This window comes from Streptococcus ruminicola (genome assembly GCF_011387195.1).
Classification (GTDB): Bacteria; Bacillota; Bacilli; order Lactobacillales; family Streptococcaceae; genus Streptococcus; species Streptococcus ruminicola.
Genome location: NZ_CP046919.1, coordinates 145,329 through 169,135, shown reverse-complemented (window position 1 = coordinate 169,135; position 23,807 = coordinate 145,329). Strand labels below are relative to the sequence as shown.

Annotated in this window: 45 protein-coding genes; 41 read left to right on the top strand and 4 right to left on the bottom strand. The window is 37.7% G+C overall.

All coding sequences use genetic code 11. From position 1 onward, the window contains the following. Positions 1-80 precede the first annotated feature (80 nt). Positions 81-1,379, top strand: a complete 1,299-nt coding sequence (gene eno, locus GPZ88_RS00935; RefSeq protein ID WP_004232506.1) for a surface-displayed alpha-enolase — start codon at positions 81-83, stop codon at positions 1,377-1,379. A gap of 87 nt (positions 1,380-1,466) precedes the next feature. Here the strand turns inward: eno and GPZ88_RS00930 are convergent, their stop codons facing one another. The 4 genes from GPZ88_RS00930 to GPZ88_RS00915 all read right to left on the bottom strand — a co-directional run bounded on the left by GPZ88_RS00930 (position 1,467) and on the right by GPZ88_RS00915 (position 4,352). Further along, positions 1,467-2,618 carry a tyrosine-type recombinase/integrase gene (locus GPZ88_RS00930; protein WP_166043003.1) on the bottom strand — a complete coding sequence of 384 codons (1,152 nt, stop codon included), beginning with the start codon at positions 2,616-2,618 and terminating at the stop codon, positions 1,467-1,469. Between the two features lie 141 nt (positions 2,619-2,759). Further along, positions 2,760-3,512 (bottom strand): hypothetical protein, encoded by a 753-nt coding sequence (locus GPZ88_RS00925; RefSeq protein ID WP_166043002.1) that lies wholly within the window; start codon positions 3,510-3,512, stop codon positions 2,760-2,762. Between the two features lie 53 nt (positions 3,513-3,565). Beyond that, the gene (locus GPZ88_RS00920) at positions 3,566-3,946 is read right to left on the bottom strand and encodes an ImmA/IrrE family metallo-endopeptidase (protein WP_166043000.1); all 381 of its coding nucleotides are present in this window, start codon (positions 3,944-3,946) and stop codon (positions 3,566-3,568) included. A 28-nt stretch (positions 3,947-3,974) separates the two neighbouring features. Further along, positions 3,975-4,352 (bottom strand): helix-turn-helix domain-containing protein, encoded by a 378-nt coding sequence (locus GPZ88_RS00915; protein WP_074629780.1) that lies wholly within the window; start codon positions 4,350-4,352, stop codon positions 3,975-3,977. 304 nt (positions 4,353-4,656) lie between these two features. Here GPZ88_RS00915 and GPZ88_RS00910 point away from each other — a divergent pair, with 304 nt between their 5' ends. From GPZ88_RS00910 to GPZ88_RS00715, 40 genes are all read left to right on the top strand, one after another. Beyond that, complete coding sequence (locus GPZ88_RS00910; RefSeq protein ID WP_166044326.1) at positions 4,657-4,872, top strand: transcriptional regulator; 216 nt, start codon at positions 4,657-4,659, stop codon at positions 4,870-4,872. 190 nt (positions 4,873-5,062) lie between these two features. Further along, positions 5,063-5,401 (top strand): hypothetical protein, encoded by a 339-nt coding sequence (locus GPZ88_RS00905; protein ID WP_166042999.1) that lies wholly within the window; start codon positions 5,063-5,065, stop codon positions 5,399-5,401. Positions 5,402-5,485: 84 nt separating this feature from the next. Beyond that, on the top strand, positions 5,486-5,797 hold the full coding sequence (locus tag GPZ88_RS00900; RefSeq protein WP_166042998.1) for an excisionase: 312 nt from the start codon (positions 5,486-5,488) through the stop codon (positions 5,795-5,797). Position 5,798: 1 nt separating this feature from the next. Continuing rightward, the gene (locus GPZ88_RS00895; protein ID WP_166042997.1) at positions 5,799-5,975 is read left to right on the top strand and encodes a hypothetical protein; all 177 of its coding nucleotides are present in this window, start codon (positions 5,799-5,801) and stop codon (positions 5,973-5,975) included. Further along, positions 5,968-6,771, top strand: coding sequence for a class I SAM-dependent methyltransferase (locus GPZ88_RS00890; RefSeq protein WP_240915097.1), 804 nt, complete (start codon positions 5,968-5,970; stop codon positions 6,769-6,771). Before GPZ88_RS00895 ends, GPZ88_RS00890 begins: the two co-directional genes overlap by 8 nt. A gap of 31 nt (positions 6,772-6,802) precedes the next feature. Next, a complete protein-coding gene (locus tag GPZ88_RS00885) occupies positions 6,803-7,690 on the top strand; it encodes a phage replisome organizer N-terminal domain-containing protein (protein WP_166042996.1) in 888 nt (295 codons plus the stop codon). A gap of 2 nt (positions 7,691-7,692) precedes the next feature. Then, positions 7,693-7,875 carry a hypothetical protein gene (locus tag GPZ88_RS00880; protein ID WP_166042995.1) on the top strand — a complete coding sequence of 61 codons (183 nt, stop codon included), beginning with the start codon at positions 7,693-7,695 and terminating at the stop codon, positions 7,873-7,875. 2 nt (positions 7,876-7,877) lie between these two features. Next, positions 7,878-8,096, top strand: coding sequence for a hypothetical protein (locus tag GPZ88_RS00875; protein ID WP_166042994.1), 219 nt, complete (start codon positions 7,878-7,880; stop codon positions 8,094-8,096). Continuing rightward, positions 8,097-8,321 (top strand): hypothetical protein, encoded by a 225-nt coding sequence (locus GPZ88_RS00870; RefSeq protein ID WP_166042993.1) that lies wholly within the window; start codon positions 8,097-8,099, stop codon positions 8,319-8,321. Beyond that, positions 8,318-8,506 (top strand): hypothetical protein, encoded by a 189-nt coding sequence (locus GPZ88_RS00865; RefSeq protein ID WP_094141147.1) that lies wholly within the window; start codon positions 8,318-8,320, stop codon positions 8,504-8,506. The genes GPZ88_RS00870 and GPZ88_RS00865 overlap by 4 nt, the downstream gene beginning before the upstream one ends. Then, positions 8,506-9,261, top strand: coding sequence for a phage recombination protein Bet (bet, locus tag GPZ88_RS00860; protein WP_166042992.1), 756 nt, complete (start codon positions 8,506-8,508; stop codon positions 9,259-9,261). The genes GPZ88_RS00865 and bet overlap by 1 nt, the downstream gene beginning before the upstream one ends. Before the next feature lie 14 nt (positions 9,262-9,275). Continuing rightward, positions 9,276-10,274: a DUF1351 domain-containing protein gene (locus GPZ88_RS00855; protein ID WP_166042990.1), complete on the top strand. Its 999-nt coding sequence runs from the start codon at positions 9,276-9,278 to the stop codon at positions 10,272-10,274. An 8-nt stretch (positions 10,275-10,282) separates the two neighbouring features. Further along, complete coding sequence (gene ssb / locus GPZ88_RS00850) at positions 10,283-10,726, top strand: single-stranded DNA-binding protein (RefSeq protein WP_166042989.1); 444 nt, start codon at positions 10,283-10,285, stop codon at positions 10,724-10,726. Between the two features lie 11 nt (positions 10,727-10,737). Continuing rightward, the gene (locus GPZ88_RS00845) at positions 10,738-11,064 is read left to right on the top strand and encodes a hypothetical protein (RefSeq protein WP_166042987.1); all 327 of its coding nucleotides are present in this window, start codon (positions 10,738-10,740) and stop codon (positions 11,062-11,064) included. Continuing rightward, on the top strand, positions 11,061-11,537 hold the full coding sequence (locus tag GPZ88_RS00840; RefSeq protein WP_166042985.1) for a RusA family crossover junction endodeoxyribonuclease: 477 nt from the start codon (positions 11,061-11,063) through the stop codon (positions 11,535-11,537). The genes GPZ88_RS00845 and GPZ88_RS00840 overlap by 4 nt, the downstream gene beginning before the upstream one ends. After that, the gene (locus GPZ88_RS00835; RefSeq protein WP_166042982.1) at positions 11,522-11,770 is read left to right on the top strand and encodes a hypothetical protein; all 249 of its coding nucleotides are present in this window, start codon (positions 11,522-11,524) and stop codon (positions 11,768-11,770) included. Before GPZ88_RS00840 ends, GPZ88_RS00835 begins: the two co-directional genes overlap by 16 nt. Then, on the top strand, positions 11,760-11,939 hold the full coding sequence (locus tag GPZ88_RS00830; protein ID WP_166042980.1) for a hypothetical protein: 180 nt from the start codon (positions 11,760-11,762) through the stop codon (positions 11,937-11,939). The genes GPZ88_RS00835 and GPZ88_RS00830 overlap by 11 nt, the downstream gene beginning before the upstream one ends. Next, positions 11,920-12,240, top strand: coding sequence for a hypothetical protein (locus tag GPZ88_RS00825; RefSeq protein WP_166042978.1), 321 nt, complete (start codon positions 11,920-11,922; stop codon positions 12,238-12,240). Before GPZ88_RS00830 ends, GPZ88_RS00825 begins: the two co-directional genes overlap by 20 nt. Continuing rightward, positions 12,233-12,373 carry a hypothetical protein gene (locus GPZ88_RS00820; RefSeq protein WP_166042976.1) on the top strand — a complete coding sequence of 47 codons (141 nt, stop codon included), beginning with the start codon at positions 12,233-12,235 and terminating at the stop codon, positions 12,371-12,373. The genes GPZ88_RS00825 and GPZ88_RS00820 overlap by 8 nt, the downstream gene beginning before the upstream one ends. Before the next feature lie 23 nt (positions 12,374-12,396). After that, the gene (locus tag GPZ88_RS00815) at positions 12,397-12,921 is read left to right on the top strand and encodes a DUF1642 domain-containing protein (RefSeq protein ID WP_166042974.1); all 525 of its coding nucleotides are present in this window, start codon (positions 12,397-12,399) and stop codon (positions 12,919-12,921) included. A 211-nt stretch (positions 12,922-13,132) separates the two neighbouring features. Beyond that, positions 13,133-13,525 carry a YopX family protein gene (locus GPZ88_RS10325; protein WP_166042972.1) on the top strand — a complete coding sequence of 131 codons (393 nt, stop codon included), beginning with the start codon at positions 13,133-13,135 and terminating at the stop codon, positions 13,523-13,525. Position 13,526: 1 nt separating this feature from the next. Next, positions 13,527-13,691, top strand: coding sequence for a hypothetical protein (locus tag GPZ88_RS00805; RefSeq protein ID WP_166042970.1), 165 nt, complete (start codon positions 13,527-13,529; stop codon positions 13,689-13,691). Positions 13,692-13,708: 17 nt separating this feature from the next. Then, positions 13,709-13,873: a hypothetical protein gene (locus tag GPZ88_RS00800; RefSeq protein ID WP_166042968.1), complete on the top strand. Its 165-nt coding sequence runs from the start codon at positions 13,709-13,711 to the stop codon at positions 13,871-13,873. Positions 13,874-13,885: 12 nt separating this feature from the next. Further along, on the top strand, positions 13,886-14,098 hold the full coding sequence (locus GPZ88_RS00795) for a crAss001_48 related protein (RefSeq protein WP_166042966.1): 213 nt from the start codon (positions 13,886-13,888) through the stop codon (positions 14,096-14,098). A 642-nt stretch (positions 14,099-14,740) separates the two neighbouring features. Next, positions 14,741-15,166, top strand: coding sequence for a DUF1492 domain-containing protein (locus GPZ88_RS00790; protein WP_107374543.1), 426 nt, complete (start codon positions 14,741-14,743; stop codon positions 15,164-15,166). Between the two features lie 110 nt (positions 15,167-15,276). Beyond that, the gene (locus GPZ88_RS00785; protein WP_166042964.1) at positions 15,277-15,627 is read left to right on the top strand and encodes an HNH endonuclease; all 351 of its coding nucleotides are present in this window, start codon (positions 15,277-15,279) and stop codon (positions 15,625-15,627) included. A gap of 121 nt (positions 15,628-15,748) precedes the next feature. After that, positions 15,749-17,011: a phage portal protein gene (locus GPZ88_RS00780; protein ID WP_166042962.1), complete on the top strand. Its 1,263-nt coding sequence runs from the start codon at positions 15,749-15,751 to the stop codon at positions 17,009-17,011. After that, entirely contained in the window at positions 17,004-18,215 is a 1,212-nt protein-coding gene (locus GPZ88_RS10320) for a hypothetical protein (RefSeq protein ID WP_240915096.1), read from the top strand. The genes GPZ88_RS00780 and GPZ88_RS10320 overlap by 8 nt, the downstream gene beginning before the upstream one ends. After that, the gene (locus GPZ88_RS00770; RefSeq protein ID WP_235686242.1) at positions 18,208-18,387 is read left to right on the top strand and encodes a CPCC family cysteine-rich protein; all 180 of its coding nucleotides are present in this window, start codon (positions 18,208-18,210) and stop codon (positions 18,385-18,387) included. The genes GPZ88_RS10320 and GPZ88_RS00770 overlap by 8 nt, the downstream gene beginning before the upstream one ends. 59 nt (positions 18,388-18,446) lie before the next feature. Continuing rightward, positions 18,447-18,587: a hypothetical protein gene (locus GPZ88_RS00765; RefSeq protein WP_166042958.1), complete on the top strand. Its 141-nt coding sequence runs from the start codon at positions 18,447-18,449 to the stop codon at positions 18,585-18,587. A 52-nt stretch (positions 18,588-18,639) separates the two neighbouring features. Continuing rightward, positions 18,640-20,052 carry a terminase gene (locus GPZ88_RS00760; protein ID WP_166042955.1) on the top strand — a complete coding sequence of 471 codons (1,413 nt, stop codon included), beginning with the start codon at positions 18,640-18,642 and terminating at the stop codon, positions 20,050-20,052. Positions 20,053-20,127: 75 nt separating this feature from the next. Next, positions 20,128-20,583: a capsid assembly scaffolding protein Gp46 family protein gene (locus GPZ88_RS00755; protein ID WP_166042953.1), complete on the top strand. Its 456-nt coding sequence runs from the start codon at positions 20,128-20,130 to the stop codon at positions 20,581-20,583. Positions 20,584-20,587: 4 nt separating this feature from the next. Then, complete coding sequence (locus GPZ88_RS00750; RefSeq protein ID WP_166042951.1) at positions 20,588-21,508, top strand: phage major capsid family protein; 921 nt, start codon at positions 20,588-20,590, stop codon at positions 21,506-21,508. Next, positions 21,508-21,648, top strand: a complete 141-nt coding sequence (locus GPZ88_RS00745) for a hypothetical protein (RefSeq protein ID WP_166042949.1) — start codon at positions 21,508-21,510, stop codon at positions 21,646-21,648. Before GPZ88_RS00750 ends, GPZ88_RS00745 begins: the two co-directional genes overlap by 1 nt. Positions 21,649-21,669: 21 nt before the next feature. Continuing rightward, the gene (locus GPZ88_RS00740) at positions 21,670-22,059 is read left to right on the top strand and encodes a phage Gp19/Gp15/Gp42 family protein (protein ID WP_166042948.1); all 390 of its coding nucleotides are present in this window, start codon (positions 21,670-21,672) and stop codon (positions 22,057-22,059) included. Beyond that, on the top strand, positions 22,052-22,390 hold the full coding sequence (locus GPZ88_RS00735) for a hypothetical protein (protein WP_166042946.1): 339 nt from the start codon (positions 22,052-22,054) through the stop codon (positions 22,388-22,390). The genes GPZ88_RS00740 and GPZ88_RS00735 overlap by 8 nt, the downstream gene beginning before the upstream one ends. After that, entirely contained in the window at positions 22,383-22,622 is a 240-nt protein-coding gene (locus GPZ88_RS00730) for a hypothetical protein (protein WP_166042944.1), read from the top strand. Before GPZ88_RS00735 ends, GPZ88_RS00730 begins: the two co-directional genes overlap by 8 nt. Beyond that, positions 22,619-22,954 (top strand): hypothetical protein, encoded by a 336-nt coding sequence (locus tag GPZ88_RS00725; RefSeq protein WP_166042942.1) that lies wholly within the window; start codon positions 22,619-22,621, stop codon positions 22,952-22,954. The genes GPZ88_RS00730 and GPZ88_RS00725 overlap by 4 nt, the downstream gene beginning before the upstream one ends. Before the next feature lie 11 nt (positions 22,955-22,965). Beyond that, entirely contained in the window at positions 22,966-23,544 is a 579-nt protein-coding gene (locus GPZ88_RS00720) for a phage tail tube protein (protein ID WP_166042940.1), read from the top strand. 3 nt (positions 23,545-23,547) lie between these two features. After that, entirely contained in the window at positions 23,548-23,802 is a 255-nt protein-coding gene (locus GPZ88_RS00715; RefSeq protein ID WP_166042938.1) for a hypothetical protein, read from the top strand. Positions 23,803-23,807 lie beyond the last annotated feature (5 nt).

Genomic DNA, 23,807 nt, shown 5'->3' with positions numbered 1-23,807 from the left:
CGTTTTTATTTGCTTAAGCGCCGATATTATGGTATTATTTTAGTGTAAAAATATTAAAAACTCATAAGGAGAGTAACATAATGTCAATTATTACTGATGTTTACGCTCGCGAAGTCCTTGACTCACGCGGTAACCCAACACTTGAAGTAGAAGTTTACACAGAATCAGGCGCATTTGGTCGTGGTATGGTTCCTTCAGGAGCTTCTACTGGTGAACACGAAGCAGTTGAACTTCGTGACGGAGACAAATCTCGTTACAACGGTCTTGGTACTCAAAAAGCTGTTGACAACGTTAACAACATCATTGCTGAAGCAATCATCGGTTTCGATGTTCGTGATCAACAAGCTATCGACCGTGCTATGATCGCTCTTGACGGTACTCCAAACAAAGGTAAACTCGGTGCAAATGCTATCCTTGGTGTTTCTATTGCCGTAGCTCGTGCAGCAGCTGACTACCTTGAAGTTCCACTTTACAGCTACCTTGGTGGTTTCAACACTAAAGTTCTTCCAACTCCAATGATGAACATCATCAACGGTGGTTCTCACTCAGACGCTCCAATCGCTTTCCAAGAATTCATGATTGTACCTGCTGGTGCACCTACATTCAAAGAAGCTCTTCGTTGGGGTGCTGAAATCTTCCACACACTTAAGAAAATCCTTAAAGAACGTGGTCTTGAAACAGCTGTTGGTGACGAAGGTGGTTTCGCTCCTAAATTTGAAGGAACTGAAGACGCTGTAGAAACAATCATCAAAGCTATCGAAACTGCTGGTTACAAACCAGGTGAAGATGTATTCCTTGGATTTGACTGTGCTTCATCAGAATTCTACGATAACGGAATCTATGACTACACTAAATTCGAAGGTGAAGGTGCTGCTAAACGTACTGCTGCAGAACAAATCGACTACATCGAAGAATTGGTTAACAAATACCCAATCATCACTATCGAAGATGCAATGGACGAAAACGACTGGGACGGATGGAAAGAACTTACTAAACGTCTTGGTAAACGTGTTCAATTGGTCGGTGATGACTTCTTCGTAACAAACACTTCATACCTTGCACGTGGTATCAAAGAAGAAGCTGCTAACTCAATCCTTATCAAAGTTAACCAAATCGGTACTTTGACTGAAACATTCGAAGCTATCGAAATGGCTAAAGAAGCTGGTTACACTGCAGTTGTATCACACCGTTCAGGTGAAACTGAAGATTCAACAATCGCTGACATCGCAGTTGCAACTAACGCTGGTCAAATTAAAACTGGTTCACTTTCACGTACTGACCGTATCGCTAAATACAACCAATTGCTTCGTATCGAAGACCAACTTGGTGAAGTAGCTGAATACCGTGGATTGAAATCATTCTACAACTTGAAAAAATAATCGTTGATATATCAACGTTTTAAGAGCTTATCTGAAATAGATAGGCTCTTTTTTTGTGTTTAAGGGGCAAAAAAGGGGCAAAGCCTTTTAACTTTGCCTACTATTTGCTATGTGGTTTAAAACTTCTACAGCTTTGTTTTTCATATTTTTAGTTACGTGTGTATAAATTTTAGTCGTTGTTTCAGAGTCAGAGTGACCAACTCTATCCATGATTGCTTTCAAAGGAATATTATATTCAGCTAGCATACTGATCATTGTGTGTCTAAAAATATGGCTTGAGATATGTTTAGCAATTGGTTTCTGAAGTCGCTCATTTGCTCTTTGTAAGGATTTTGCGAAAACGGAACTTTGAACAGAATTTCCTGTGTTGGTTACAAAGATAAAATCTGATTTTTTCCATTTGGGGTTTGTCTCTTCTTGAAGCTGGTTCATAGATATTATTTCATCTAATATTTCAACTTCTCTATCTGTCAGATAAACAGTTCGATAACTAGCAGTTGTTTTCGGTGTGGTTGGGTTATCATCGTATTTTGTTAACGTGCCATGTATATCAATTGTTTTGTTTTCCTTATGGTAGTTTTTGAGCTTTAAAGCTGCAGCTTCCCCAATGCGACAACCGTTAAGTGTCATGAATTCTGAAAGTAGTCCGTATCTGTAAGTTATAGGTTTTCTGTAGAACTCTTTTAACAAGCGGTTAAGTTCGTCTGGTTCCAGGTATTTATTTTCGATTGCTTCCAACTCCTCAGCGGTCTTTCTAGGCTTGTTCAATACAATCTTTCGAGCTGGATTATTTTCGATTATTTCCAAAGAAACTGCATAATCAAAGAAAACGTTCAAAAGAGATTTAATCCTATATTTTTGGCTGTACGTCCATTCTTCGTTTGAAGTAATGTAATTCTGGATGTATTTAGGTGTTATATTTGAAATCGGAACTTCTAAAGCAAAATCTTTTCTTATTCGTTTGATAGTTGCCAAAGTAGAGTGCAAACTGCTCTTTTTAACCGTCTCTTTATAGATTGGTAACCACTCTTCAAAAACTGTTGTAAATAAAGCATCAGTTGTTTTTAGCTTTTCAAGTTTTGAATCAATTTTTTTGTTGAGTAGTTTTTGTGCTTCTTTTTTAGCTCGATTAGAACCACTTTCAAGCGTTACAGATACTTTTCGCCACTTTTCGGTGTATGGGTCTTTATATCGTTCGAAATACTTGTATTTACCATTGGACAATTCTTCAATCCACATTGTTTTTACCTCACTTTTTTGATAAAATGGGGTATAAGAAAGAGGCCTAGTTTCTATCTAGGTAATTTCTTATACCAATTATTTTTATCCTCATGTTCTAGTTTGGCGACGGGAGCATGAGGATTTTTTTATTTACTATGATTAGTTTTTAACTTTAACTTTCATTGTTTTGTTGAGAATACCACTTTCTTCAGCTAGAGTAGTTTGATCTCCGTCGGATTTGATGTAAAGGTGTGGTGCGTTAGTGTAACTTAAATCATATCCGTTATCAATAGCCCACTCGTTGAAGTAATTTTCTTTTGCTTGGTAGACAGTATCAGCTAACTTTTGAATGCTTGAAGTAGGTTCATATTTGAAATCTTGAGGAACAATAACATAAATAAGATTTTTACCCATGTATTGCACGCTCACGCTGACATTGACACCGCCATCAGCAAGAGACTGATTCAAAGTGTTCATGAAAGCAGTAGCAAAAGCTGCATTTGATTCTTCAGTGTATTCTGGACCATCGTTTTTAGTAGTTGGTTCAGTTGATTGTTTTGTTTCAGAAGAACTTTCAGTTGTTGTTTTAACTTCGCTACTTGAAGACGATGAGCTTTCTTTAGTTTTAGAAGAACTAGAAGATGTAGCGATAGTTGTTGATGCAGTAGTTGTAGATGCATTACTGTTATCTTTAAAAACAGCTGGTGTAATAAATATAGTTCCTAACAAACCAACTGCAGCAACTGCAATAGAGATATTTCTCTTTTTAATATCAGGTTTCTTTTTAGTGAAGTACCAAATCGCACCCACTCCACCAACAAGGGCTACTGGCATTAAGATTGCAGCAATAGCAACGACTAAAGCAACTACCAGGATAATCAGAATGACTTTTCCTGCTCCGCTCTTTTTCATTATTTTTTCTCCATTCTCCAGCTTTTATTGTGATTCAGTGATTGCACATAGTTTTAAACGATATCCATTAAATTATAATATTCATCAATGACCATACACTCGTCAGCTACAGTTGTTAGTTGATGTCTTTGCATGAAATTGACGTAGTTGAACTCATAGTCTGATTCTCTCAATTCTTCTTCTAATAAGAGTCTGATCATGTTTCGATTAGCTTGTAACTCGAATTGTTCATGACGTCTTTGATATTGATTAGAATCATGCTCAAGATGTCCAAGCTCATGATAAACAACTTTCTTCATAGCTTCTTCCGAAAGCGATTTGTTGACGAAGATGATTTTGATGTCATCAATGTAAATGCCAGGTCGTGGCCATAGCTCATTGTCAAAGTAAGCTAGTGTCACTCCATATGATTCAACAAGTTCTTCAATAGTCATAGACTATCTTCCTTTGCTCAATTATTTTTTAGTTTCTACCTTTTAGGTAAATTTCAATGATATTTGTAATTGCGTCAACATCTTCATCGGTAAGTGGTTTACCGTCGAAGGTCTTGGCGTTTTTTGCCATTTTGCGCAAATCTTCAGTAGTGTATTCTGATGCAGCATCGTCAGAAGCAATTCTGGGATTATCAGTGCGGCCATAAATATAATCAGTGGATACATTAAAGTAATCAGCGATTTTAGCAATATGTTCGCTAGAAGAAGACTTACGTGTTCTTAAATTATAAATATAGTTTTCACTCAAACCAACAGACTGCGCTACTGTTTGCAAACTAACACCTTGTTTAGCTGCTAGTCCCTTTATTCTCTCAAAAGCAATTAAATTAAGGGTTTGATTAGTCATTTTAAAGCCTTTCTAAGCCATGACAAAAAATATTTTACTTTTTTGAGTAAAAACTATTGACATATAACACTCAAATGAGTAAAATATAAAATGTAAAGCGAATTAATAAGCGAAACAAAAAGCGAAGATATAACTAAAAAAATAAGTTTGGCGACTTTTAGAATTAAGTAATATCAAGCGTTTTGTTAATGTTTTTCTTATACATTGATTTTACTCCAATGAGTGAAAATAGTCAATGCATTTTACTCAAAACTTCGCAAAAAAATTCGCTTTCTATTTTGGAGAAAGGAAGAATATGAAAAAAATGAGTCAACAACATCAAAAATGGATTTCGCTTGTTGAACAACGACTAAAAGAAAAAGGCTGGTCGAAAGCAGATTTGACACAAGTAGTTGGTCTTCGAAGTCCTGCTACAATCACTGATTTACTCAAAAAAGGGAAAGGAAGTGCTGATTTAAAACTCAGAGTCTCAAAGGCACTTGATATTCGCGAGCCTTGGGAAAACTTCGAAGAAAATTAATTTAAAATCATCTCTCGGTTAGTAGCTACGGCTCTAACAAGGTGATAAACCTCCTTTAAAAAACAAAACAAATAAAACCGCAGTTTGATTTCCTCTAAACGATAAATATTTGATAAGACAACAATGATAAAAAATCCTTGTTAGAGCTATAACTGCTAATCGAGAGTCCAGAAATTAGAAAGGGGTAAAGATGGAACAACGAGCAATGTCACATATTGAAATCAAAGTTTTGAATGCAATCAGGAACAGAGCTAATTTTGAGAAACCTCTCAAAGCTCAAACACTCCGTTCAGAATTTGATTTAAATAAGCGAGAGCTTGAAGAGGTTATCGAGAACTTACGTGTCATATTCAAGCACCCAATTGTAGCTAAAAAGGTGCAGCCTAGCGGTTACTATTTGCCTAGAAATGACAAAGAGCGAAACGCAGGACTTGCACCTTACAAGCAACAGATTTTAACTTCACAACGTAATCTAACCACTGTTGTTTCAGTTGATTTAAATGAATATTGGCGATTAGATCATGAGTGACAAAAAGAAAAAACGACTGACGGCAATCAGTCGCATAACAAATAAAACTAAAGTAAATTATACCACATTAAAAAGGAGCGCGCTATGCCGAAAGCAAATATAACGTATAAAGCTGTTGGCAACGACGAAAAAGCCGAGTGGGGTGACTACAATCACTTGATTCAACGCTGGGAAGGCTTGAGCAAGAGCGTTGCGAAGCAGTGGGCGACTGAAATGCGTGAGCATCCAGAATTTAGGAAATACATTGATAATCCTACACATCGAATAGTTTTTATCAATTACAAAGGTTTTGAACTGTTCGTTAAATGGAAATCACGCAACAGATATTTGAGCAAAAAAGAAACATTAGCTGAAATGTTGGAAAATATCAAACTAGAAGAAAGAGTAGGAGTTTAACATGACATATTTAATCGTAGCGATTGCTGTTTTAGCGTTTGCAGAAGTAATTACGCTGACTGTCCTAGGGCGTAAGCAAGAGCAAGTTCTTTACTATCAAAGTGAAGATTACAAAAAGAGCGTATTTACAGAATTGGCTTATCGCAATAGTCAAAAGTGGAGCGCTAAGCATGAATAGATTGAAAAAAATGATTGTTTGGGCTCTCTTTGATAGTGGCAATGGCTCATACACTAAAGCGATTAAAACGCTAAATGAAGCGAAAGAAGCAAATATTGACGTTTATCCAATTGGCATTGATATTGAGCATAAAAACAGCCATTTCATCGAACTAGATTTAGCAGATTACAAGCGATTATTTGGTGATAACACGTTGTTTGATACGTTGGATAAACTCCCAAAACCAGATTTAATCATAGCTAGTCCGCCTTGTGAAAGCTGGTCGAATGCTAGCGCAATGGTGGAGGGTAATGCTTGTTGGAAACAAGAGGATTTCTCAACAGATAGCCTATTTGCTCCACAAAGGGAAGCGAGTATGTTTACCATCAGAACAAGCAAGGATTATGAGGAAGCTTACAACAATTATTATTATGATAGGCAATTTATGAAGCGTGTCAACGGTGAGTTGTGTGTGTTTAATACTATTGAAATCATCAAACGTTATGAGCCATCTTACTTTATAATTGAGAACCCAGCGAGTGGTCGGATTTGGAAGTATATTGAGGATGTGATGGGATTTTGCCTACCTTACAAAAATCAGACAAGATACAACAATTACGATTATCCGCTACAAAAACCTACAAAATTTGCTAGCAATATCAATTTGAATTTAAAAAACGACATTATTAAACAGGAGATTGAATGGAAGTATTTTTCAAAATCTTATAATGAGCGTTCAAATATTCCACAGAAGCTTTTGCTAGACATTTTTAAAACAGTAACAAGACATTTCGAGGAGTCTACAAATGGAAAATAAGCAACAAATTGAAATTGAGGAAGGTGATTAGATGGCCGATAACAAGAAATATTACTACTTAAAATTAAAAGAGAATTTTTTTGAAAGTGACGAAGCTATCATTTTGGAAAGCATGCCAGATGGTTATCTTTATAGCAACATTCTCCTAAAACTCTATCTCAGAAGCTTAAAAAATGACGGCTTACTAATGTTTAACAATTTAATTCCGTACAACGCACAAATGCTTGCGACGATTACGCGTCATCAAATTGGAACAATCGAAAAAGCTATTCAAATTTTTCAGCAGTTAAAATTAATCGAGATTTTAGACAATGGGGCTATTTACATGTCTAATATTCAAAACTTTGTTGGCAAATCAAGCACAAATGCTGACAGAATAAGAAAATACAGAAAAAGTGTTACAAATGTAACAACAAATGAGCAACAAATGTTGAACAAATGTGCACCAGAGATAGAGATAGATACAGAGACAGAAATAAAGAAAGATATAGAGTTAAAGAAAGAGTTAGAACTAGAACCAGAAAAAGAAGAAAGATTTGTTGATGTAGTTGAAGCGAATCTTGGTCGAGGTCTTGTTAAGTTTGAATACGACACGATGAACGATTATTTGATTAACAAACATGTATCAAAAGAGTTATTTCTTGAAGCAGTAAAAGTAGCAGTAGCTAACAATGTTCGCAAATTTAATTATATTAGTCGTGTTCTAGATAACTGGATTGAGAACGGTATTCAAACGGTAGAGCAAGCTTATCAAGCACAACGAGATTTCAAAGCTAAGAAAGCAAATCGTTATCAAAATGTTCAACAACCAACTAAAAGCAACGTACCTGATTGGGTTAACGAAGAATACAAACATGAAGCAAGCGCAGATGAACAGGCACAGCTTGACGCGCTGAAAGCAGCAATGATGGAGGATTAGAAGTGGAATTTTACAAAGAATATACAGATGACCGATTAACATCTGCTTGCACACAGTTAAATGCCGATGTTCAAAACAACGAACAGTGGAGAAGTGAAGTTGTTGGATATGCTTCGTTGGATGGATGTTCAAGTGTTTTAGTTCGTTGGATTGGATTAAGCAGCACGCCTTTTAAAGGAGAATAATAATGAATGTAACTATCGAAGATTATTTAGATGGACACGTTTTTAGTGGCTACAAAGGAGAATGGCCTCTAATCATTCTTAAAAAGGCTGGCAAGAGATACAACTATGACGATGTAGATATTGATGACTTTTATGGTGATTATGTAGACAACGTTAGCGTAGATGTTGATGCTAACGAATTTGGAATTTGTCTCAGTGTGATTATTGAGCTGGAGGACTAAATGAAAGAAGAAAAATTAGAGTATCTATCAACTAAAATCAAACGTGCGCAAGACAGATATGTTCGTAGTCAGCTCGATTTGTTTGACAGAATTTTAGCGCAGGTCGAGAAACAGTATGAAAACAGTTTGGACCAGCAAACAATCAACAGTATTGCAGCAACCATCTATCAAGGCTACATTTTATCCGACATCGAAGATGCAATTAGAAACGGACGGTTCGAATGATTAGATTAGCAGATGAATTAGAACAGCAGGTCAAAGGCTGGAGAGCAAGATACTTCGGTCTTAGCCGTGAATTTGGCGAAATCATCAATCAGCAGCAAGACAAAATTATCAGTCTACAGCAAGAAAACAAACGCTTGAAGCGTGAAATATGGAATCTTAAGAAAACGAAAGGAAGACGGAAATAATGGCAAATCAAGTAGCAAAACAAACAAAACGCGACATCACCGTAGACACGAGCGTGTGGACACCACAAGATGTAAAACGATTTTTTGACCCACAAAACCTTTTAAGTGAAAAACAAATCGGACAAGCCTTAACGCTTATCAAAGGACGCAACCTTAACCCATTCGCAAACGAAGTTTACATTGTTGCTTATAAAAACAAAAACGGCGGAACAGAGTTTAGTCTGATTGTTTCAAAAGAAGCATTTTTAAAACGTGCAGCGCAATGCAAGGATTACGAGGGCTTTGAAGCAGGAGTTGTAGTTTTAGACGCTGACGGAGTGCAAGTTGAACGTAAGGGCTCGCTGGTATTACCAAACGACACGATTATCGGTGGATGGGCAAGAGTCTATAGAAAGAATTTTAAAGTACCTGTTGAAGTGTACATCAGCATGAGCGAGTATGACAAAGGACGAAGTACTTGGAAAGCAATGCCAGCGACTATGATTCGTAAGACAGCGCTAGTCAATGCATTGCGCGAAGCTTTCCCGGACGATTTAGGAAATATGTACACTGAAGACGACGGTGGGGAAACATTTGACCATATTAAAGATGTAACGCCAGAACCACAAGAAAGCCGTGAAGACGTCTTAGCACGCAAACAAGCTCAAATTGAAAACTGGCAAAATCAAAAATCGAAGCAGGAAGAACCGCAACCAGAACCCGTCCAAGAAGTACAGACAGAGCTTTTAGATGAAAATGATGAATTGGTCTATTGAGAGGTGAATAGCAAATGCAAGAATTACAAGCAAATGTAAAACAAGCGGAAGTTGAAATTATTGATCGCGAAGCATTCGAGCAAGGAATTAATGACGTAGTAGCCAAATATCAAAATTATACAATCACAGCTTCAACGATTAAAGGCGACAAGAAAGTTTTAGCTGATTTGCGCAAGCTCAAAAGGCAGATTTCAGACGAACGCATCAAAATCAAACGTGAGCTTTCCAAGCCAACAGATGAATTTGATGCTTACATTAAAAGCAAATCAAAACCGCTTGATGAAATCATAGATAAGATTGCTGGTGACGTTAAAGAGTTTGAAGATAATCAAAAGGCTTTGCGATTAGATACAGTTAAAGGCTATATCGCCAACAAATGCGCTGAATATTTACTCGACCCACGAATTTTTGACGAAAAAGCAACAGAGTTTATTAAAGCAGGCGATTTCATGGCGGACGGTGTGACGCTCAAAAAAGTAACAATGAAATCACTTGATGACGCAATCACATTCGAGCTTCAAAAGCAGCAAGAATTTGAAAAAGCAAAAGCAGCAGTTTCTGGGCAATGCGCTGAATACAATATGACAGACCAACCATATATTCGAATGTTGAATGAGTTGACGCTCGCAGAAGTTTTGGAGCAAATCAAATCAGATTATCGCTTCGAAAAACAAAAAGAGGAAGCAAGAAAAGTTCGAGAAGCAGAACTAGCACGTCAGCAAGCAACAGAACAGCGAGAAACACCAAATTTTGACCCAGAAACGGGCGAGATTTTAGAAAACGATGAATTATCCAGAAATAAAGAAACAGCGCCTAGAGAGGCTGAAACGGGCTCAAAACGCTATACCCAAAAAATGACATTGGAAGTATATTTTGCGGATTCGGCAGAAAAAGACTTTTTCAAAGCAGAGCTTGAAAAAATCGGCTTTGAATACAAAAAGAATTATGCGGTTACTAGCTACAGAAAAATCAAACCGCTAACGCAAGAAGAGTTGGCAGATTTACTTAATTAGGAGAGAACATGAACAATGTAAATTTAATCGGTCGCTTGACAAAGGCGCCAGAACTAAAACAAACAGCGAGCAACACAAGCGTATTAACAGGAACGCTTGCGGTAAATCGCACATTCAAGAATCAAAACGGTGACCGCGAAGCAGATTTCATTAATATTGTAGCTTGGCGACAAACCGCAGAGATTATCGCGCAGTATTGCGGCAAAGGTTCGCAAATCGGTGTAACTGGTCGTATTCAGACACGTAACTATGAAAATCAGCAAGGACAGCGTGTGTATGTAACCGAAGTGGTGGCTGAACACATCGACTTACTAGACACGAGAAACGAAAGCCAGCAAGGGCAATCAAACGGCTACAATCAGCAACCACAGCAAAACAACTACAATCAGCAGGAAAGCCCATTTGGTAATTCAAATCCAATGGACATTTCAGATGATGACCTACCATTCTAAGGAGTTAAAAAATGACAAAAATTAACGTAACTGAAAATATTGCAATTGTTATCGAAAATAAAAAAATCACGGTTGAAAATGAGCTTGAATTTGATATGTTTATCGATTTCGTGAACAGAAATCAAGATCAATCACTTGACCAAAACGGAGATTTATTTGAACCAGTGTACAGATGTTTTGTTAAAGCAGTGCCAAAATTCGAAGTGTTTTACGCATCACTTCGAGAAACAAAGGAAGCATTGAGAGATTTACAGGAAATCAAGAAATTCTTTGAATTCGTTGATAATAACAAGAAAAATCTATTCGAAACTGCAGGTTTCAAAGGAGTCGTTGAATGAGATTTGTAATTCCTATTGAACCAAAGCCACAGACACGACCAAAATTTAGTAAATTCGGGGCGTATGAAGACCCTAAAATGAAAGCTTGGCGGAAACAATGCTCAGAACTGATTGAACAAATATATGACGGTCCATTTTATGATGGCCCAATCAAAGTAGACGTCATTTTTTACATGAAGGCGCCGAAAAACATAGCTAAAAGGCCGTCAGAACGTTCAAAAAATAGAACTAAGCAATTATATTCGAAGTTCGTTGCAAGATTGCTTTGGCACTTCAAAAAGCCTGACATTGATAATCTTGTCAAAGCAGTCTTTGACAGTATTTCAAATGCAGGCTACAACAAAATTGATAAAAAAGGCATTGTTTGGTCTGACGATAACATTGTTTGTGATTTGAGAGCTAGAAAGTTATATAGTCCAGAGCCACGTATTGAAATTGAAATTGAGGAGTTAGGAGAATGGGCAAAACAGTAAATAAACGTCGTGCAATGTACGCAGTTACACTAGTAGAGCATCGTGTAGAAACTCCGCTAGAAGTTTTAGATGAGTTCATCGACTGGACACATAAGAAACATTTAAAGAGCTATATTGGAATTGGTAAGATGCTGCACGTCTCATCAAATGACGCTAACAGATTATTATCTAGAGCAGTTCTGCCTGATAAGACAGTCTGTCATCGTATGAAGGAGCTTATGTATGAAAGTTAAATTTCTTTTAAAAGATGGTGAGTTAACATCAAATATTAGTCGTCAAACATACGATATTATTTTGGCATGTTGGCACAATAATGAGAAGTTCAGAATTGGCAACGGCAAGATTGACGGCAAGGACATTCGAGGAATTGAGGTGTTGGAAGATGGAAACGAAGATGTGTAAGCCTGTTAAAGACATAGATTTTGTAAATATTGCAGATAAAGTTAAAGAATACACAAAGCTAGAGGAATTGTTAGAGGCTAGCTGTATTAATGAATTAGACTTATTTTCGACTAACATCGATGGATATGCAGTAAAATTCGTCTGTAAAGATGATGAGCTGAAAGATGCTATCCAAGGCATTCTCGAACGTAGATTAGAAATATTGGAAGGCGAGCTCAACGTTTTAGGTTATACGATGGAAGATGAACCGAAAGAAATTGAAGTGCATGTTAATTATTTGAAAGGTGGAAGTGATGAATAAAAAGGCAAAAGCAGACTTGCCAGATTGGTGGAACGACATTACATTTGAAGTTGTTGAAAAGAAAACAATGGCAACGCAGTTAGCAGGTAAAGAACCGAAAGGTAACATTGCAGAAGAGGTTATCAACCGTTAGTTGACTACCACTTGGAGGAAGATATGAATAAACAAGAAGCAGTCAAAGGTATAAAGAATAAAGAAATTCTTGGTTTAACTACTAGTTATGAAGATAAAAGATATAATGAGGGACTAATTACTGCTCTAAGTTATATTGAACAAATTGATGAACCAGAAAAGCCTGTAGTTCCACAATTTGTTGCTGATTATATTGAGGAAAACAGAGATGCTTTAGAAGAGTATGTCTTTACGAACGTGTCAGTAACATTACCTGTCATACCTGCTGATGACCCTATGCATAAGTGGTTAAATAATAAAGGAATTGGAGTGATTGTCGATTCCATCAGGAACGGTTATGAAGTTAAGAAAGAAAAGCTGTACACGGTTAAATTTGCAAACGAAGATTTTGGCAAAATTTATATTGGAATTTTTAAGAAGTTTAATAAGCTTGGAATAAGCTCGTTGCCTTTAAACGATGATGAGGTCAAATCATGGTTCACTGAAGATGAGCTCAAGAGATTTAAATTTTGGGATAACCCAGCATTTGAAGTCAAAGAGGTGAAATGATGTTTGATACTTTTAAAAAGATTGCTTATAAGTTCAACGAGCAAAAGAAAGAACTTAGGCATAATTTGAAACAATTCTTTTGCAGACACGATTATGTAAAGAAAGAGACGAAGGGTGTGCTTAGTTTTAGAAGAAACTATCATCTTGAATGTCCAAAATGCGGGAAGCACAGTTCTATTGAGCCGTGGCTAAATTATAGAGAGGAAGAAGAATGAGAGTACCAAAATTTAGAACGTGGGTTAAAGATGAAAAGAGAATGTTACCTGTTGGCGACCTTGATTCAAGCTATAAAACAACATATCTTGAGGAGAGCAATGGGTATCGCTGTGAAAGATTCTTTGATGAGATTGAGCTGATGGAGTTCACGGGTCTTAAGGATAAGAATGGTGTAGAGATTTGTGAAGGTGACATTGTTAAGCACAAATATATATGTGATGGTACTTTCTATACAGAAGCTGTAATTTATGACAAGAACTATGCAAGTTTTGGTTTAAAAGCTAAACATGGCACTATATTTTATTTTGTAGAATTAAATAATGATGGCCTTAGCTCTCTCGAAGTCATTGGTAACATTTGGGAGAACAAAGATTTGTTAGGAGAATGAAATGGAAACATTACAAGAACAATTATTAGAACCACAGCTAGACATTGGTAAAGCAGTTCTTGAAAGCATGATAGAAATGTATCTTAGAGACGGCGCTATGAAAGGTGTTGTTATCCCAGCAACCTTTCAGGATAAAGAATTTGAAATTGAAGTGAGGATGAAGTGATTATTTTAGAAGAGTTGATGAATATTATGTGGAATGACCCAGCAGTTAAAGTAAAGCTGTATGGTGAGGTTGAACCATGTACTTATGAATACATTGGTGATATTGAGGAAGAATATTGGTCTTACACTGTGATTAGTATTCAATTATATGAACACAGTATTGAAATTGAAGTAGAAGAATAAAGGAGTATTAAAATGGAAGCTTATAAACAACGAATGGTAAATGAATACAATGAATTGAAAGAACGCACAGATAAGCTAGGTAAATTGTTAGATAAGCATCTTTATGGAGAATTAGACTTTGAGTTAAATTGTCCAGTGGCATTACTTGAAAGTCAATACTATACTATGCAAGCTTATCTCAGTATTTTGGAACAACGTGCTGAAATTGAGGGAATTGAGTTATAAGCATAACCAACAACGGTACTTTGGACGTTCGACTCGTCCAGTTGGTATACACCAAATTTAAATTAGAGAAGAGGAAATCTCCAAAGAAAATATATTTAATTCATCAATCTGTGAGTAAAGGTGTAATGCTCACAGTAGCTCCACAGGGTAATTCATGTGTGTTCAATTCACACAGGAGCTATAAGGCTAGGAATTGAAATAAAAAAGAAAGCAGGGCTATGATGGATAACTACCTAGCCAGTTATCCTAGCACCCTACCTTTTCTAGAAATAAATTAGACTTGGTGTCCGCAGGGATGGCTTAAAGCGTGGTTCGAATCCATGCGCGGACATAACCCGAAATTAATTATGAATAGAGGTGGTATGAACCACCCTTCTTACAAAATTAGTACACAGCTGGTAAGGTCATCGGGTTACTTGCTGGCAAATAGCGAAATAAAAAAGAAAAGAGGTCTCCCTTAATATTATTTCTTTAAATCTAAAGCAGCTTATCAGTCGGCTGTGATTATGCAAGGCGTGAATCATGGTAATTCTTTACAGGTCGTGCGCCTGCCTGTGTTTTACATAAAAAAAGAGCCTGCACACGCAAGCCCGATATGATTGAAAACGTTACATCTATTATATCATATCGGGAGGAAAGAAAGTGAGCAGAGCTAAGACTATTTTGAAAGATTTAAGGAATTTAGATTTATATATTCAGAGCTTGATTAGAAGGCGAGATAGGCTTAACGCTTCACTGCTTTCAAGCCCTCGATGGTCAGCCGACAAAGTCAAAGGTGGATTAAACAGGAAACAAGATGATGTATATGCTGAATTGCTTGATTCGATTGATGAGATTGATAATAAGACGGTTGAAGCTATTCAAAAGCGCAGAGAACTGCAAGATATGATTGACAATCTAGAAGATACTGCAAGCAGAACTATTTTAAGTCTTGTATATATTGATAAGATGTCGATGTATGAAGTGATGGATGAGATGGGAATTAGCGAGCGTACTTATTTCAGATTAAAAAAAGCAGCGCAAAAGGACCTTGAAAGTGCTGACATAAGCAGTCATATCAAGGCATAATAAAACATAATGAGACAGTGCACTGCAGTTTCAACGTGTTATTATAGTATCATCAAGAAATGAGGGACGAGGTAGTCAAATACCCCGCCCCTTTTTTGGAGGATACCCCCATGGCAAAAGATACCCGCCCTGATAGACACGGCCCCCACCGCGTCGCATTCGAGAAGAATAAGAAAGTAATATTAAAGACTAGAAACGTTTGTGGTATTTGTGGCAAGCCAGTGGATAAGTCATTAAAGTATCCGCACCCATTATCGCCAGTCATTGATCACATCATTCCGGTTGCGAAAGGTGGTCATCCATCTGACATTGACAACCTGCAGCTTGCGCATTGGCAATGTAACAGACAGAAGTCTGACAAGCTTTACAATGATGAGCCAAGCAAAGGAAAAGGAACGAATGTGATTGGCAATCGCAACTTGCCGCAAAGCATCAACTGGTTAAATTATGTTTCAAAATAATTTTTTGATTCAGTTTTAAAAGTTTTTTAAGTGGGGGCATGGGACCCCCTCCGCTCTCGCGGCCGAGGTTCAAGCCGTCACTGTACATTTTTTCTCGCGCCAAATTCGAAAGGAGTAAAAATTGAGTTTAAAAGGAATGAATTACTTGAAGCGCAAGCTTTCAACGGTACGTCCAAGGGTTAAAATGCGGTATAGACAGTACGCTATGAAGCATTATGACCCACCAGTAGGACTAACTATCCCACATCAAATTATAAGCAAGTATCAAGCGGTTTTAGGTTGGTCAGCAAAGGGCGTTGATAGCTTAGCGGACAGACTAGTTTTCCGAGAATTCGCTAACGATGATTATAATGTTAATGCTATTTTCGCTCAAAATAACCCCGATGTCTTTTTTGATAGTGCAGTTTTGTCTGCTCTGATTGGCTCATGCTGTTTCGTTTACCTCTCGAAAGACGAGGATGAGCGAGTTCGTCTGCAGGTCATCGAAGCAAGCAACGCAACGGGTGTTATTGATCCAATCACAGGCCTTTTAACTGAAGGTTACACTGTTTTACAACGCGATGATAACGATAACCCGATTTTAGAAGCGTATTTCACCGACGAAGAAACTTGGTTTTATCCAAAAGATGAAACACCTTTTAGAGTTTCTAACCCTACAGGAGTGCCTTTGCTTGTTCCTGTTATTCATCGCCCAGATGCCGTCAGACCGTTCGGACGCAGTCGAATTACTCGCTCGGGTATGTACTATCAAAAATACGCAAAAAGAACGCTTGAGCGAGCTGATGTTACTGCCGAATTCTATTCTTATCCTCAAAAATACATTTTAGGTATGGACCCAGATGCGGAAGCAATGGACACTTGGAAAGCTACAGTATCATCATTGTTGCGAATTGATAAAGATGACGATGGTGACCATCCAGTCGTTGGACAATTTACAACCGCAAGCATGTCACCATTCACCGAGCAGTTGCGAACAGCTGCAGCTGGTTTTGCTGGTGAAATGGGTTTGACCTTAGATGACCTTGGATTTGTTTCAGACAATCCATCAAGTGTTGAAGCAATTAAAGCAAGCCATGAGAATTTACGTTTGGCAGGGCGCAAAGCTCAACGTTCGCTCGGAAGTGGTTTGTTAAATGTTGCTTATGTTGCTATTTGTTTGCAAGATGAATTTCACTATTTGCGTAGTCAATTTACAAATACGATTGTCAAATGGGAACCATTGTTTGAGGCTGACGCAAGCACGTTAACGTTAATCGGTGATGGAGCTATCAAACTCAATCAAGCTATTCCTGGTTTCGTAGATGGTGAAACGATTCGAGATTTGACTGGCGTCAAAGGTTCGGGTAATGTTGCTCCAGTAGTAGAGGAAAATAACGATGAATGATGATGTATTACCAGCACTTCTAGAAGAGGTTCAAGACAATTTTGGACAGGAATTTGGTAAGAGCGAGGTTGTTGTCAAAACTTTAAAAACTCTCGAAGCTAAAAAAGCAACATATGCAAATGCAAATGATTTCGCCATCGAAGTCGGAGAGATACTCTCTAAAGCTCTCACAACGTCTGTAACGGCAGATAAATTGCCAGACGGTAAAATGTATTATAATATCGCAAAACGTTTGCTAGAACCAGTTTTACAGCAAAATCATGAGCTTGTAGCGGATTATTCAAGTAAGGTTCAAACAGTTTTGAATGAATCGGCAAAAATAAGCCTTGTTGCGCAACCTGTTGAATTAAATCAAGATAGAATAGATGGCTTTATTGAACGTTTTTCGAGAGAAGATAAGTTCGATGATGTTAAATGGCTTTTAGGTGACCCAATCGTCAATTTCACGCAAAGTATTGTCGATGATAGTATTAAGAAAAATGCTGAATTTCACGCAAAAGCTGGTCTCCAACCTAAAATTGTTAGAAAAACAGCTGGTCGTTGTTGTAAATGGTGTCAAAGTTTAGCTGGAAGTTACAATTATCCAGATGTGCCTAAAGACGTTTACAGACGTCATCAAAATTGCCGTTGCACTGTTGATTACAAACCTGGTGACGGCAAAAAAAAGAACATTTGGTCTAAAAAGGTAACTGCAGACAGTAAAAATAAGCGCGAACAACGGCGTCAAATGAATATTGATATTCGTGACAACAACAGAAAAAGTGATAGGATTGAATATCTAGAATTTGCTAAAAAACTTGATTCTAAATTCGTGCCTGTTTCGCTAGCTAAATTTCAGGAATTGAAGTATAATGACGTTGAAAGATACAAGGAGCTGAAAGACCGTGTCGTTTGGAGTGAAGCTAAGTTTCCGAGCGAAAAATCTTTCAATGGACATTTCAAATCTCATGGAGATGAATTCACAAATATTTCTAAAGGACAATATCAGAAAGCAGCGGCTTCACTTTTAGCTGAGCCAGTCTCTGAAGATATTTTAGGATACGACACTGAATCGAGACGAGTGCGGTATGATCGTGAAAACAACATTATCGCTATTGGAAAAATCGGAAAGAACAAAAACGTAAAAATTACAACTATGTTCAGGCCAGATGAAAAAGAGGAATACTATTATGACGACTACGAAAGAGAACATAATCATGATTGATGGTTGGGAACATGTTCATTGTCCAGTTTGTAACAACCTTGTTGAAACATACGACATTTGTGATAAATGTGGTTGGCAAAACACTGGCGAAACAAATATTGATGGTGGTCCCAATAAAATGACGCTGGCAGAAGCAAAAGAAGCTTATGCTAAAGGTTTAGAAATTTACTAAGCACACTAACAAGTAAATAGGTTAGGGTGCTTTTTTTATACCCAAAAATAGGAGAAAAAATGATTAACATACTTTGGAACTTTTCGGAATTCTTGGCTAGTGCCACAATGGCGGGAATGATGCTTTTTATTTTCGTTGTATTCACTATCGGGATAATAAACGCGATTAACCAAGAATTTAAAAAAATGTTTAAAGATTAATACCTCCCAGCGACAGGGTTATCATGCAATTACATGATTGAAAGGAAAAGTTATGGCTGAGAAAAAGAAAAAACTTGGCAATCAAAATCCTACTCAATCGGTAATTCTTCCATTTGACAAATCTTTATCTGATGAAGCTATCGAGATATACGAGAGAACGGGTTTAAAAAGTTATCCATGGCAGCAAAATCTTTTAAGAAGCGTAATGGCCATTGAAGAAGATGGGCTTTGGACACACCAAAAGTTTGGCTATTCTATCCCTCGTCGTAACGGTAAGACAGAAATTATTTATATGCTTGAACTGTGGGGCCTATACCATGGGCTTAACATCTTGCACACAGCGCACCGAATCAGCACATCACACTCATCTTTTGAAAAAGTCAAACGATACCTGGAAAAAATGGGGCTTGAGGACGGAAAAGATTTCAATTCTATTCGTGCTAAAGGTCAGGAGCGTATCGAACTTTATGAAACTGGTGGGGTTGTGCAGTACCGCACCAGAACGTCCAACGGTGGACTTGGTGAAGGTTTTGATTTATTGGTTATTGATGAAGCGCAAGAATATACCACAGAACAAGAATCTGCTTTGAAATATACCGTGACAGATAGCGATAATCCGATGACAATCATGTGTGGTACACCACCAACACCAGTTTCAAGCGGTACAGTATTTACAAAATATCGCGAGACTTGTCTTTTTGGCCGTGGTAAGTATTCTGGATGGGCTGAATGGTCCGTTCCTGAAGAAAAAGAAATTGATGATATCGACGCTTGGTACAATTCAAACCCGTCAATGGGATTTCATTTGAACGAGCGTAAAATTGAAGCTGAACTTGGTGAAGATAAACTTGACCACAATGTTCAACGTCTTGGCTATTGGCCAACCTACAATCAAAAATCAGCTATTTCTGAAACTGAATGGAATGCTTTAAAAATTGAAGATTTACCACAATTTCAAGGTCAGTTATTCGTCGGCATCAAGTATGGACAAGACGGTACGAATGTCGCTCTTAGTGTTGCAGTTCGTACAAAAGATAAACGTGTCTTCGTCGAAACGGTAGATTGTCAATCTGTCAGAAACGGCAATCATTGGATTATTAACTTTTTAAAACAAGCGGATATTGCACAAATTGTAATTGATGGTGCTAGTGGCCAAAAGATTTTGAACGATGAATTGAAAGACTTCCACATCAAAAACACGATTTTGCCAACAGTAAAAGAAATCATTGTTGCAAATTCAATGTGGGAACAAGCTATTTATCAACAAACTCTTTGCCATGCTGGTCAACCATCACTTACTAAAGTTGCGACCAACTGTGATAAGCGCAACATTGGTTCAAACGGTGGCTTTGGGTACCGTTCGCACTTTGATGATATGGATATTAGTCTTATGGACAGTGCTTTGCTGGCACATTGGGCTTGCGCAACAACCAAACCCAAGAAAAAGCAAAAAGTTAGCTATTAAATTGCACCGCAAGGTGCTTTTTTTGTGCTCAAAATTACCGAACGCACGGGAAATGCGGAGAAAGGAGACATTGATATGTCTGAATTTAAACCAATTGAAACACAAGAAGAACTTGATCGTATCGTAAAAGAACGCTTGGCGCGCCAGAAAGAGAAATATTCTGATTACGGCGAGTTAAAAGAACGTGTTCAAAAATTGGAGAAAGAAAACGTTGATTTACAAGCGACTATTGAAGAATCTGGTCAAAGCAAAACAGAGCAGGAACAACATATTGCAGAGCTCGAAGCGAAAATTTCTGGTTATGAGACAGAAAAGATGCGAACTCGAGTAGCTCTTGAGTATGGCTTGCCAATTGATATGGCTGGACGTCTTCAAGGTGATGATGAGAATGCTTTGAAAGCTGATGCTGAACTTTTAGCAGGTTTTATGAAGGCAAAAGAGCCAAAATCGCCGCTTAAATCAACAGAACCACCTATCGACAACAAAAACGGTTGGGCTGAATTAGCTCAGAGTCTAACAGAAGGAGAATAAAATCATGGCAGATAATTCATTAAAAACTAACTCACAATTCAATCCTGAACTTGTAACAGAACTTATGTCAAAAGTTCAAGGTTATTCAGTCTTAGCTAAACTTGCTTCGCAAACACCAATTCCATTTAATGGGTCAGAACAATTTATTTTTAACCTTGAAGGAAATGCTCAGATTGTTGGTGAAGGCGAACAAAAATCAGCTGGAAAAGCCACTCTTACATCTAAAATTATTCGTCCACTTAAATTTGTTTATCAAGCACGCATTACGGACGAATTTAAATATGCAACTGAAGAAAAACGAATCAATTATCTTAAAGCATTTTCAGACGGCTTTGCTAAGAAAATCGCAGTTGCATTTGACTTGGCAGCAATCCATGGTTTAGAACCTAAATCATTGACAGATGCGTCGTTCCGTGACACGAACTCATTTGATGGTTTGATTACAGACAACGTGGTTACTTTCGATGCGTCTACAATCGACGATAACATTGATGCAGCGGTTCAAACTGTAGTTGCAAACAACTATGATGTTACTGGTCTTGCACTGTCACCTCTCGCAGGTCAATCACTTGCTAAAATCAAAGTAAACGGTGTAGTTCAATACCCAGAATTCCGCTTTGGTCAAAATCCAGATTCATTCTACGGTATGGCTTCAGATGTTAACAAGAACTTGGTCGCAACTGGCGGAACAGCTGAAAAAGACCACGTTATCGCTGGTGATTTCCAAAACATGTTTAAATGGGGTTATGCCGAAAACATTCCTTTGGAAGTTATCGAATATGGTGACCCAGATGGTGCAGGTCGCGACCTTAAAGCGCACAATGAAATCTTGCTTCGTGCTGAAGCATTTATCGGCTGGGGTATTCTTGACGCAGACGCATTCGCTCGCGTTGTTCCAGCTGCAGCAGGAGGAGCAGGTGCATAATGGCAGAATACGTGCATTTAAGAACTGGTGTAGCAATTGCAACAGACAGTGTCCTATCTGGCGCTTGGGAACCAGTCAAGAAAACTAGAAAAACAAAAAAAGAAGAAAAAGAAGAAAAAGAAGAAAAAGAAGCTAAATAGGCGCTTCTTAGGAGGTTGCTTATGAGTAATTTTGCGTCTACTACCGACCTAGAAAGGTTGTGGCGCGGTTTGAAACCTGCAGAAGTAGAGAGAGCAGAAGCACTGTTAGAAATTGTTTCTGATTCTCTTCGCTTTGAGGGTGAGAAAGTTGGCAAAGATTTAGATCAGCAAGCAGCGGACAGTGTTGCTTTTGCTAATGTACTAAAATCTGTAACTGTCGACGTAGTAGCACGAACTTTGATGACATCTACCGACCAAGAACCAATGACGCAGATGACAGAAAGCGCCCTAGGATATTCCTACAGTGGCTCTTTTTTAGTTCCTGGCGGTGGCCTGTTTATCAAAGAAAGTGAATTGAAACGTTTAGGTCTTAAACGTCAACGTTATGGGGTGATTGACTTTTATGAGTAGATTAAAAGGTATTACAATCACACTTGTTGGTGAAACAGTCACAAGAAAAGACCCGTTTGGAAAAGAGATAGTTGTGGAAAGTGAGATTGATGTTGAAAATGTGCTAGTAGCACCAGCTTCAACAGATGATGTTACTAACCAGCTTAATCTTGACGGTAAGAAGATTGAATATACTCTTGCAATTCCAAAAGATGATACAAATGACTGGATTGATAAGAAAGTTAGATTTTTTGGCCGAACTTGGCACACTGTTGGTATTCCGTTAGAAGGAATTCCTGATTTAATTCCACTTGACTGGAATAGAAAGGTAAGGGTTGAACGATATGAGTAAAATTAAATTTGAGCTTAATCGAGCAGGCGTTGCCGAATTAATGAAGTCAAGTGCTATGCAAGGAATTTTAACAGAAGAAGCTGGTCGCATACGTAATAAATGCGGTGACGGTTACGAACAAGATGTTTATGTCGGGCGAAATCGTGCAAATGCAATGATAACAGCCAGCAGTTTTAAAGCTAAAAGAGATAACTTGAAAAATAATACTCTTTTGAAGGCGGTGAGCAAGTGATTGAATTGATTTTAAAACAATTTTTGGACAGTCGTCTTGAAGTACCTGTTTTGCTAGAAAAAGAACGAAAACTAACAGGTAAATTCGTTATTTTTGAAAAAACGGGTGGCAGTAGTTTGAATCAATTAAAAAGAGCTACGATTGCTGTCCAAAGCTATGCTGATTCGTTGTACGAAGCTGCACTGCTTAATGAAGAGGTTAAAACGGTAATGAGTAATCTTGTTGAGGTCACTAACGTTTCTGGCGTTACCCTCAACAGTGATTACAATTTTACTGATGCAGAAACTAAACAATATCGCTATCAAGCGGTGTTTGATATTAATTATTGTTAAAGGAGAAAATAATGGGGACAAATAATGCAAGTAACGTAACTTCCGCAAAACCTAAAGTCGGCGGTGGTATTTTTAGTGCACCTTTGGGAACTGCGTTGCCAACTGATGCAACGACTGCTCTAAACGCAGCATTTAAGAACCTTGGCTTTGTTTCAGATGATGGTGTAACCAATTCTGATGAACGTTCAAGTGACGACATTCAAGCTTGGGGCGGAAGTGTCGTTAATTCTGTTCAAAAAGAAAAGAAAGACACTTTCAAATATACGCTTATCGAAGCTTTGAACGTTGATGTTCTCAAAGAAGTTTACGGCGGAGACAATGTAACAGGAACTCTTGAAACAGGTATCACTATCAAATCAAACGCAAATGAGTTAGAACCTCATTCGATTGTTATTGACACAGTTCTTAAGGGAAACGCATTAAAACGTATTGTCTTGCCAAATGCGAAAGTTACTGAAGTTGGCGAAATTAAGTATGGGCATGCGGACAATGTCGGCTACGAAACAACAGTAGCATGTTATCCAGACGAAAATGGCAACACGCACTATGAATATATTATTCGTCAAGCTGCAGCAGGAGGAGAAGGGTAATTTATGATTAAAGGTACAACATCATCTGGTTTTAAATTTGAAATCGATGAAAAACAGTTAAAAAACTATGAATTTGTTGAATTAATTAGCGAAGTTGATGAAAATGAGCTATTAATGCCTAAAATTTTGAAAATGTTACTTGGAGACCAAGTAAAAGCTTTGAAAGACCATGTCCGTGACGAAGATGGAATTGTTCCGATCGAAAAAATGGTTCAAGAAATCAAAGATATTTTTGGAAACACCCAAGTAAAAAACTAGCAATC

Bases quoted from the DNA above. Each gene is read 5' to 3' on its own strand.
- GPZ88_RS00845 (WP_166042987.1), top strand. From the start codon at position 10,738: ATGACAAAAATTAACGTAACTGAAAATATTGCAATTGTTATCGAAAAT.
- GPZ88_RS00745 (WP_166042949.1), top strand. From the start codon at position 21,508: ATGGCAGAATACGTGCATTTAAGAACTGGTGTAGCAATTGCAACAGAC.
- GPZ88_RS00855 (WP_166042990.1), top strand. From the start codon at position 9,276: ATGCAAGAATTACAAGCAAATGTAAAACAAGCGGAAGTTGAAATTATT.
- GPZ88_RS00795 (WP_166042966.1), top strand. From the start codon at position 13,886: ATGGAAGCTTATAAACAACGAATGGTAAATGAATACAATGAATTGAAA.
- GPZ88_RS00750 (WP_166042951.1), top strand. From the start codon at position 20,588: ATGGCAGATAATTCATTAAAAACTAACTCACAATTCAATCCTGAACTT.
- GPZ88_RS00735 (WP_166042946.1), top strand. From the start codon at position 22,052: ATGAGTAGATTAAAAGGTATTACAATCACACTTGTTGGTGAAACAGTC.
- GPZ88_RS00905 (WP_166042999.1), top strand. From the start codon at position 5,063: ATGGAACAACGAGCAATGTCACATATTGAAATCAAAGTTTTGAATGCA.
- GPZ88_RS00715 (WP_166042938.1), top strand. From the start codon at position 23,548: ATGATTAAAGGTACAACATCATCTGGTTTTAAATTTGAAATCGATGAA.
- GPZ88_RS00920 (WP_166043000.1), bottom strand. From the start codon at position 3,946: ATGACTATTGAAGAACTTGTTGAATCATATGGAGTGACACTAGCTTAC.
- GPZ88_RS00720 (WP_166042940.1), top strand. From the start codon at position 22,966: ATGGGGACAAATAATGCAAGTAACGTAACTTCCGCAAAACCTAAAGTC.
- GPZ88_RS00910 (WP_166044326.1), top strand. From the start codon at position 4,657: ATGAGTCAACAACATCAAAAATGGATTTCGCTTGTTGAACAACGACTA.
- GPZ88_RS00840 (WP_166042985.1), top strand. From the start codon at position 11,061: ATGAGATTTGTAATTCCTATTGAACCAAAGCCACAGACACGACCAAAA.
- GPZ88_RS00870 (WP_166042993.1), top strand. From the start codon at position 8,097: ATGAAAGAAGAAAAATTAGAGTATCTATCAACTAAAATCAAACGTGCG.
- GPZ88_RS00825 (WP_166042978.1), top strand. From the start codon at position 11,920: ATGGAAACGAAGATGTGTAAGCCTGTTAAAGACATAGATTTTGTAAAT.
- GPZ88_RS00740 (WP_166042948.1), top strand. From the start codon at position 21,670: ATGAGTAATTTTGCGTCTACTACCGACCTAGAAAGGTTGTGGCGCGGT.
- ssb (WP_166042989.1), top strand. From the start codon at position 10,283: ATGAACAATGTAAATTTAATCGGTCGCTTGACAAAGGCGCCAGAACTA.
- GPZ88_RS10325 (WP_166042972.1), top strand. From the start codon at position 13,133: ATGAGAGTACCAAAATTTAGAACGTGGGTTAAAGATGAAAAGAGAATG.
- GPZ88_RS00925 (WP_166043002.1), bottom strand. From the start codon at position 3,512: ATGAAAAAGAGCGGAGCAGGAAAAGTCATTCTGATTATCCTGGTAGTT.
- GPZ88_RS00785 (WP_166042964.1), top strand. From the start codon at position 15,277: ATGGCAAAAGATACCCGCCCTGATAGACACGGCCCCCACCGCGTCGCA.
- GPZ88_RS00760 (WP_166042955.1), top strand. From the start codon at position 18,640: ATGGCTGAGAAAAAGAAAAAACTTGGCAATCAAAATCCTACTCAATCG.
- GPZ88_RS00895 (WP_166042997.1), top strand. From the start codon at position 5,799: ATGACATATTTAATCGTAGCGATTGCTGTTTTAGCGTTTGCAGAAGTA.
- GPZ88_RS00815 (WP_166042974.1), top strand. From the start codon at position 12,397: ATGAATAAACAAGAAGCAGTCAAAGGTATAAAGAATAAAGAAATTCTT.
- eno (WP_004232506.1), top strand. From the start codon at position 81: ATGTCAATTATTACTGATGTTTACGCTCGCGAAGTCCTTGACTCACGC.
- GPZ88_RS00915 (WP_074629780.1), bottom strand. From the start codon at position 4,352: ATGACTAATCAAACCCTTAATTTAATTGCTTTTGAGAGAATAAAGGGA.
- GPZ88_RS00765 (WP_166042958.1), top strand. From the start codon at position 18,447: ATGATTAACATACTTTGGAACTTTTCGGAATTCTTGGCTAGTGCCACA.
- GPZ88_RS00830 (WP_166042980.1), top strand. From the start codon at position 11,760: ATGAAAGTTAAATTTCTTTTAAAAGATGGTGAGTTAACATCAAATATT.
- GPZ88_RS00835 (WP_166042982.1), top strand. From the start codon at position 11,522: ATGGGCAAAACAGTAAATAAACGTCGTGCAATGTACGCAGTTACACTA.
- GPZ88_RS00800 (WP_166042968.1), top strand. From the start codon at position 13,709: ATGAATATTATGTGGAATGACCCAGCAGTTAAAGTAAAGCTGTATGGT.
- bet (WP_166042992.1), top strand. From the start codon at position 8,506: ATGGCAAATCAAGTAGCAAAACAAACAAAACGCGACATCACCGTAGAC.
- GPZ88_RS00865 (WP_094141147.1), top strand. From the start codon at position 8,318: ATGATTAGATTAGCAGATGAATTAGAACAGCAGGTCAAAGGCTGGAGA.
- GPZ88_RS00875 (WP_166042994.1), top strand. From the start codon at position 7,878: ATGAATGTAACTATCGAAGATTATTTAGATGGACACGTTTTTAGTGGC.
- GPZ88_RS00755 (WP_166042953.1), top strand. From the start codon at position 20,128: ATGTCTGAATTTAAACCAATTGAAACACAAGAAGAACTTGATCGTATC.
- GPZ88_RS00730 (WP_166042944.1), top strand. From the start codon at position 22,383: ATGAGTAAAATTAAATTTGAGCTTAATCGAGCAGGCGTTGCCGAATTA.
- GPZ88_RS00820 (WP_166042976.1), top strand. From the start codon at position 12,233: ATGAATAAAAAGGCAAAAGCAGACTTGCCAGATTGGTGGAACGACATT.
- GPZ88_RS00890 (WP_240915097.1), top strand. From the start codon at position 5,968: ATGAATAGATTGAAAAAAATGATTGTTTGGGCTCTCTTTGATAGTGGC.
- GPZ88_RS00900 (WP_166042998.1), top strand. From the start codon at position 5,486: ATGCCGAAAGCAAATATAACGTATAAAGCTGTTGGCAACGACGAAAAA.
- GPZ88_RS00770 (WP_235686242.1), top strand. From the start codon at position 18,208: ATGATTGATGGTTGGGAACATGTTCATTGTCCAGTTTGTAACAACCTT.
- GPZ88_RS10320 (WP_240915096.1), top strand. From the start codon at position 17,004: ATGAATGATGATGTATTACCAGCACTTCTAGAAGAGGTTCAAGACAAT.
- GPZ88_RS00930 (WP_166043003.1), bottom strand. From the start codon at position 2,618: ATGTGGATTGAAGAATTGTCCAATGGTAAATACAAGTATTTCGAACGA.
- GPZ88_RS00805 (WP_166042970.1), top strand. From the start codon at position 13,527: ATGGAAACATTACAAGAACAATTATTAGAACCACAGCTAGACATTGGT.
- GPZ88_RS00885 (WP_166042996.1), top strand. From the start codon at position 6,803: ATGGCCGATAACAAGAAATATTACTACTTAAAATTAAAAGAGAATTTT.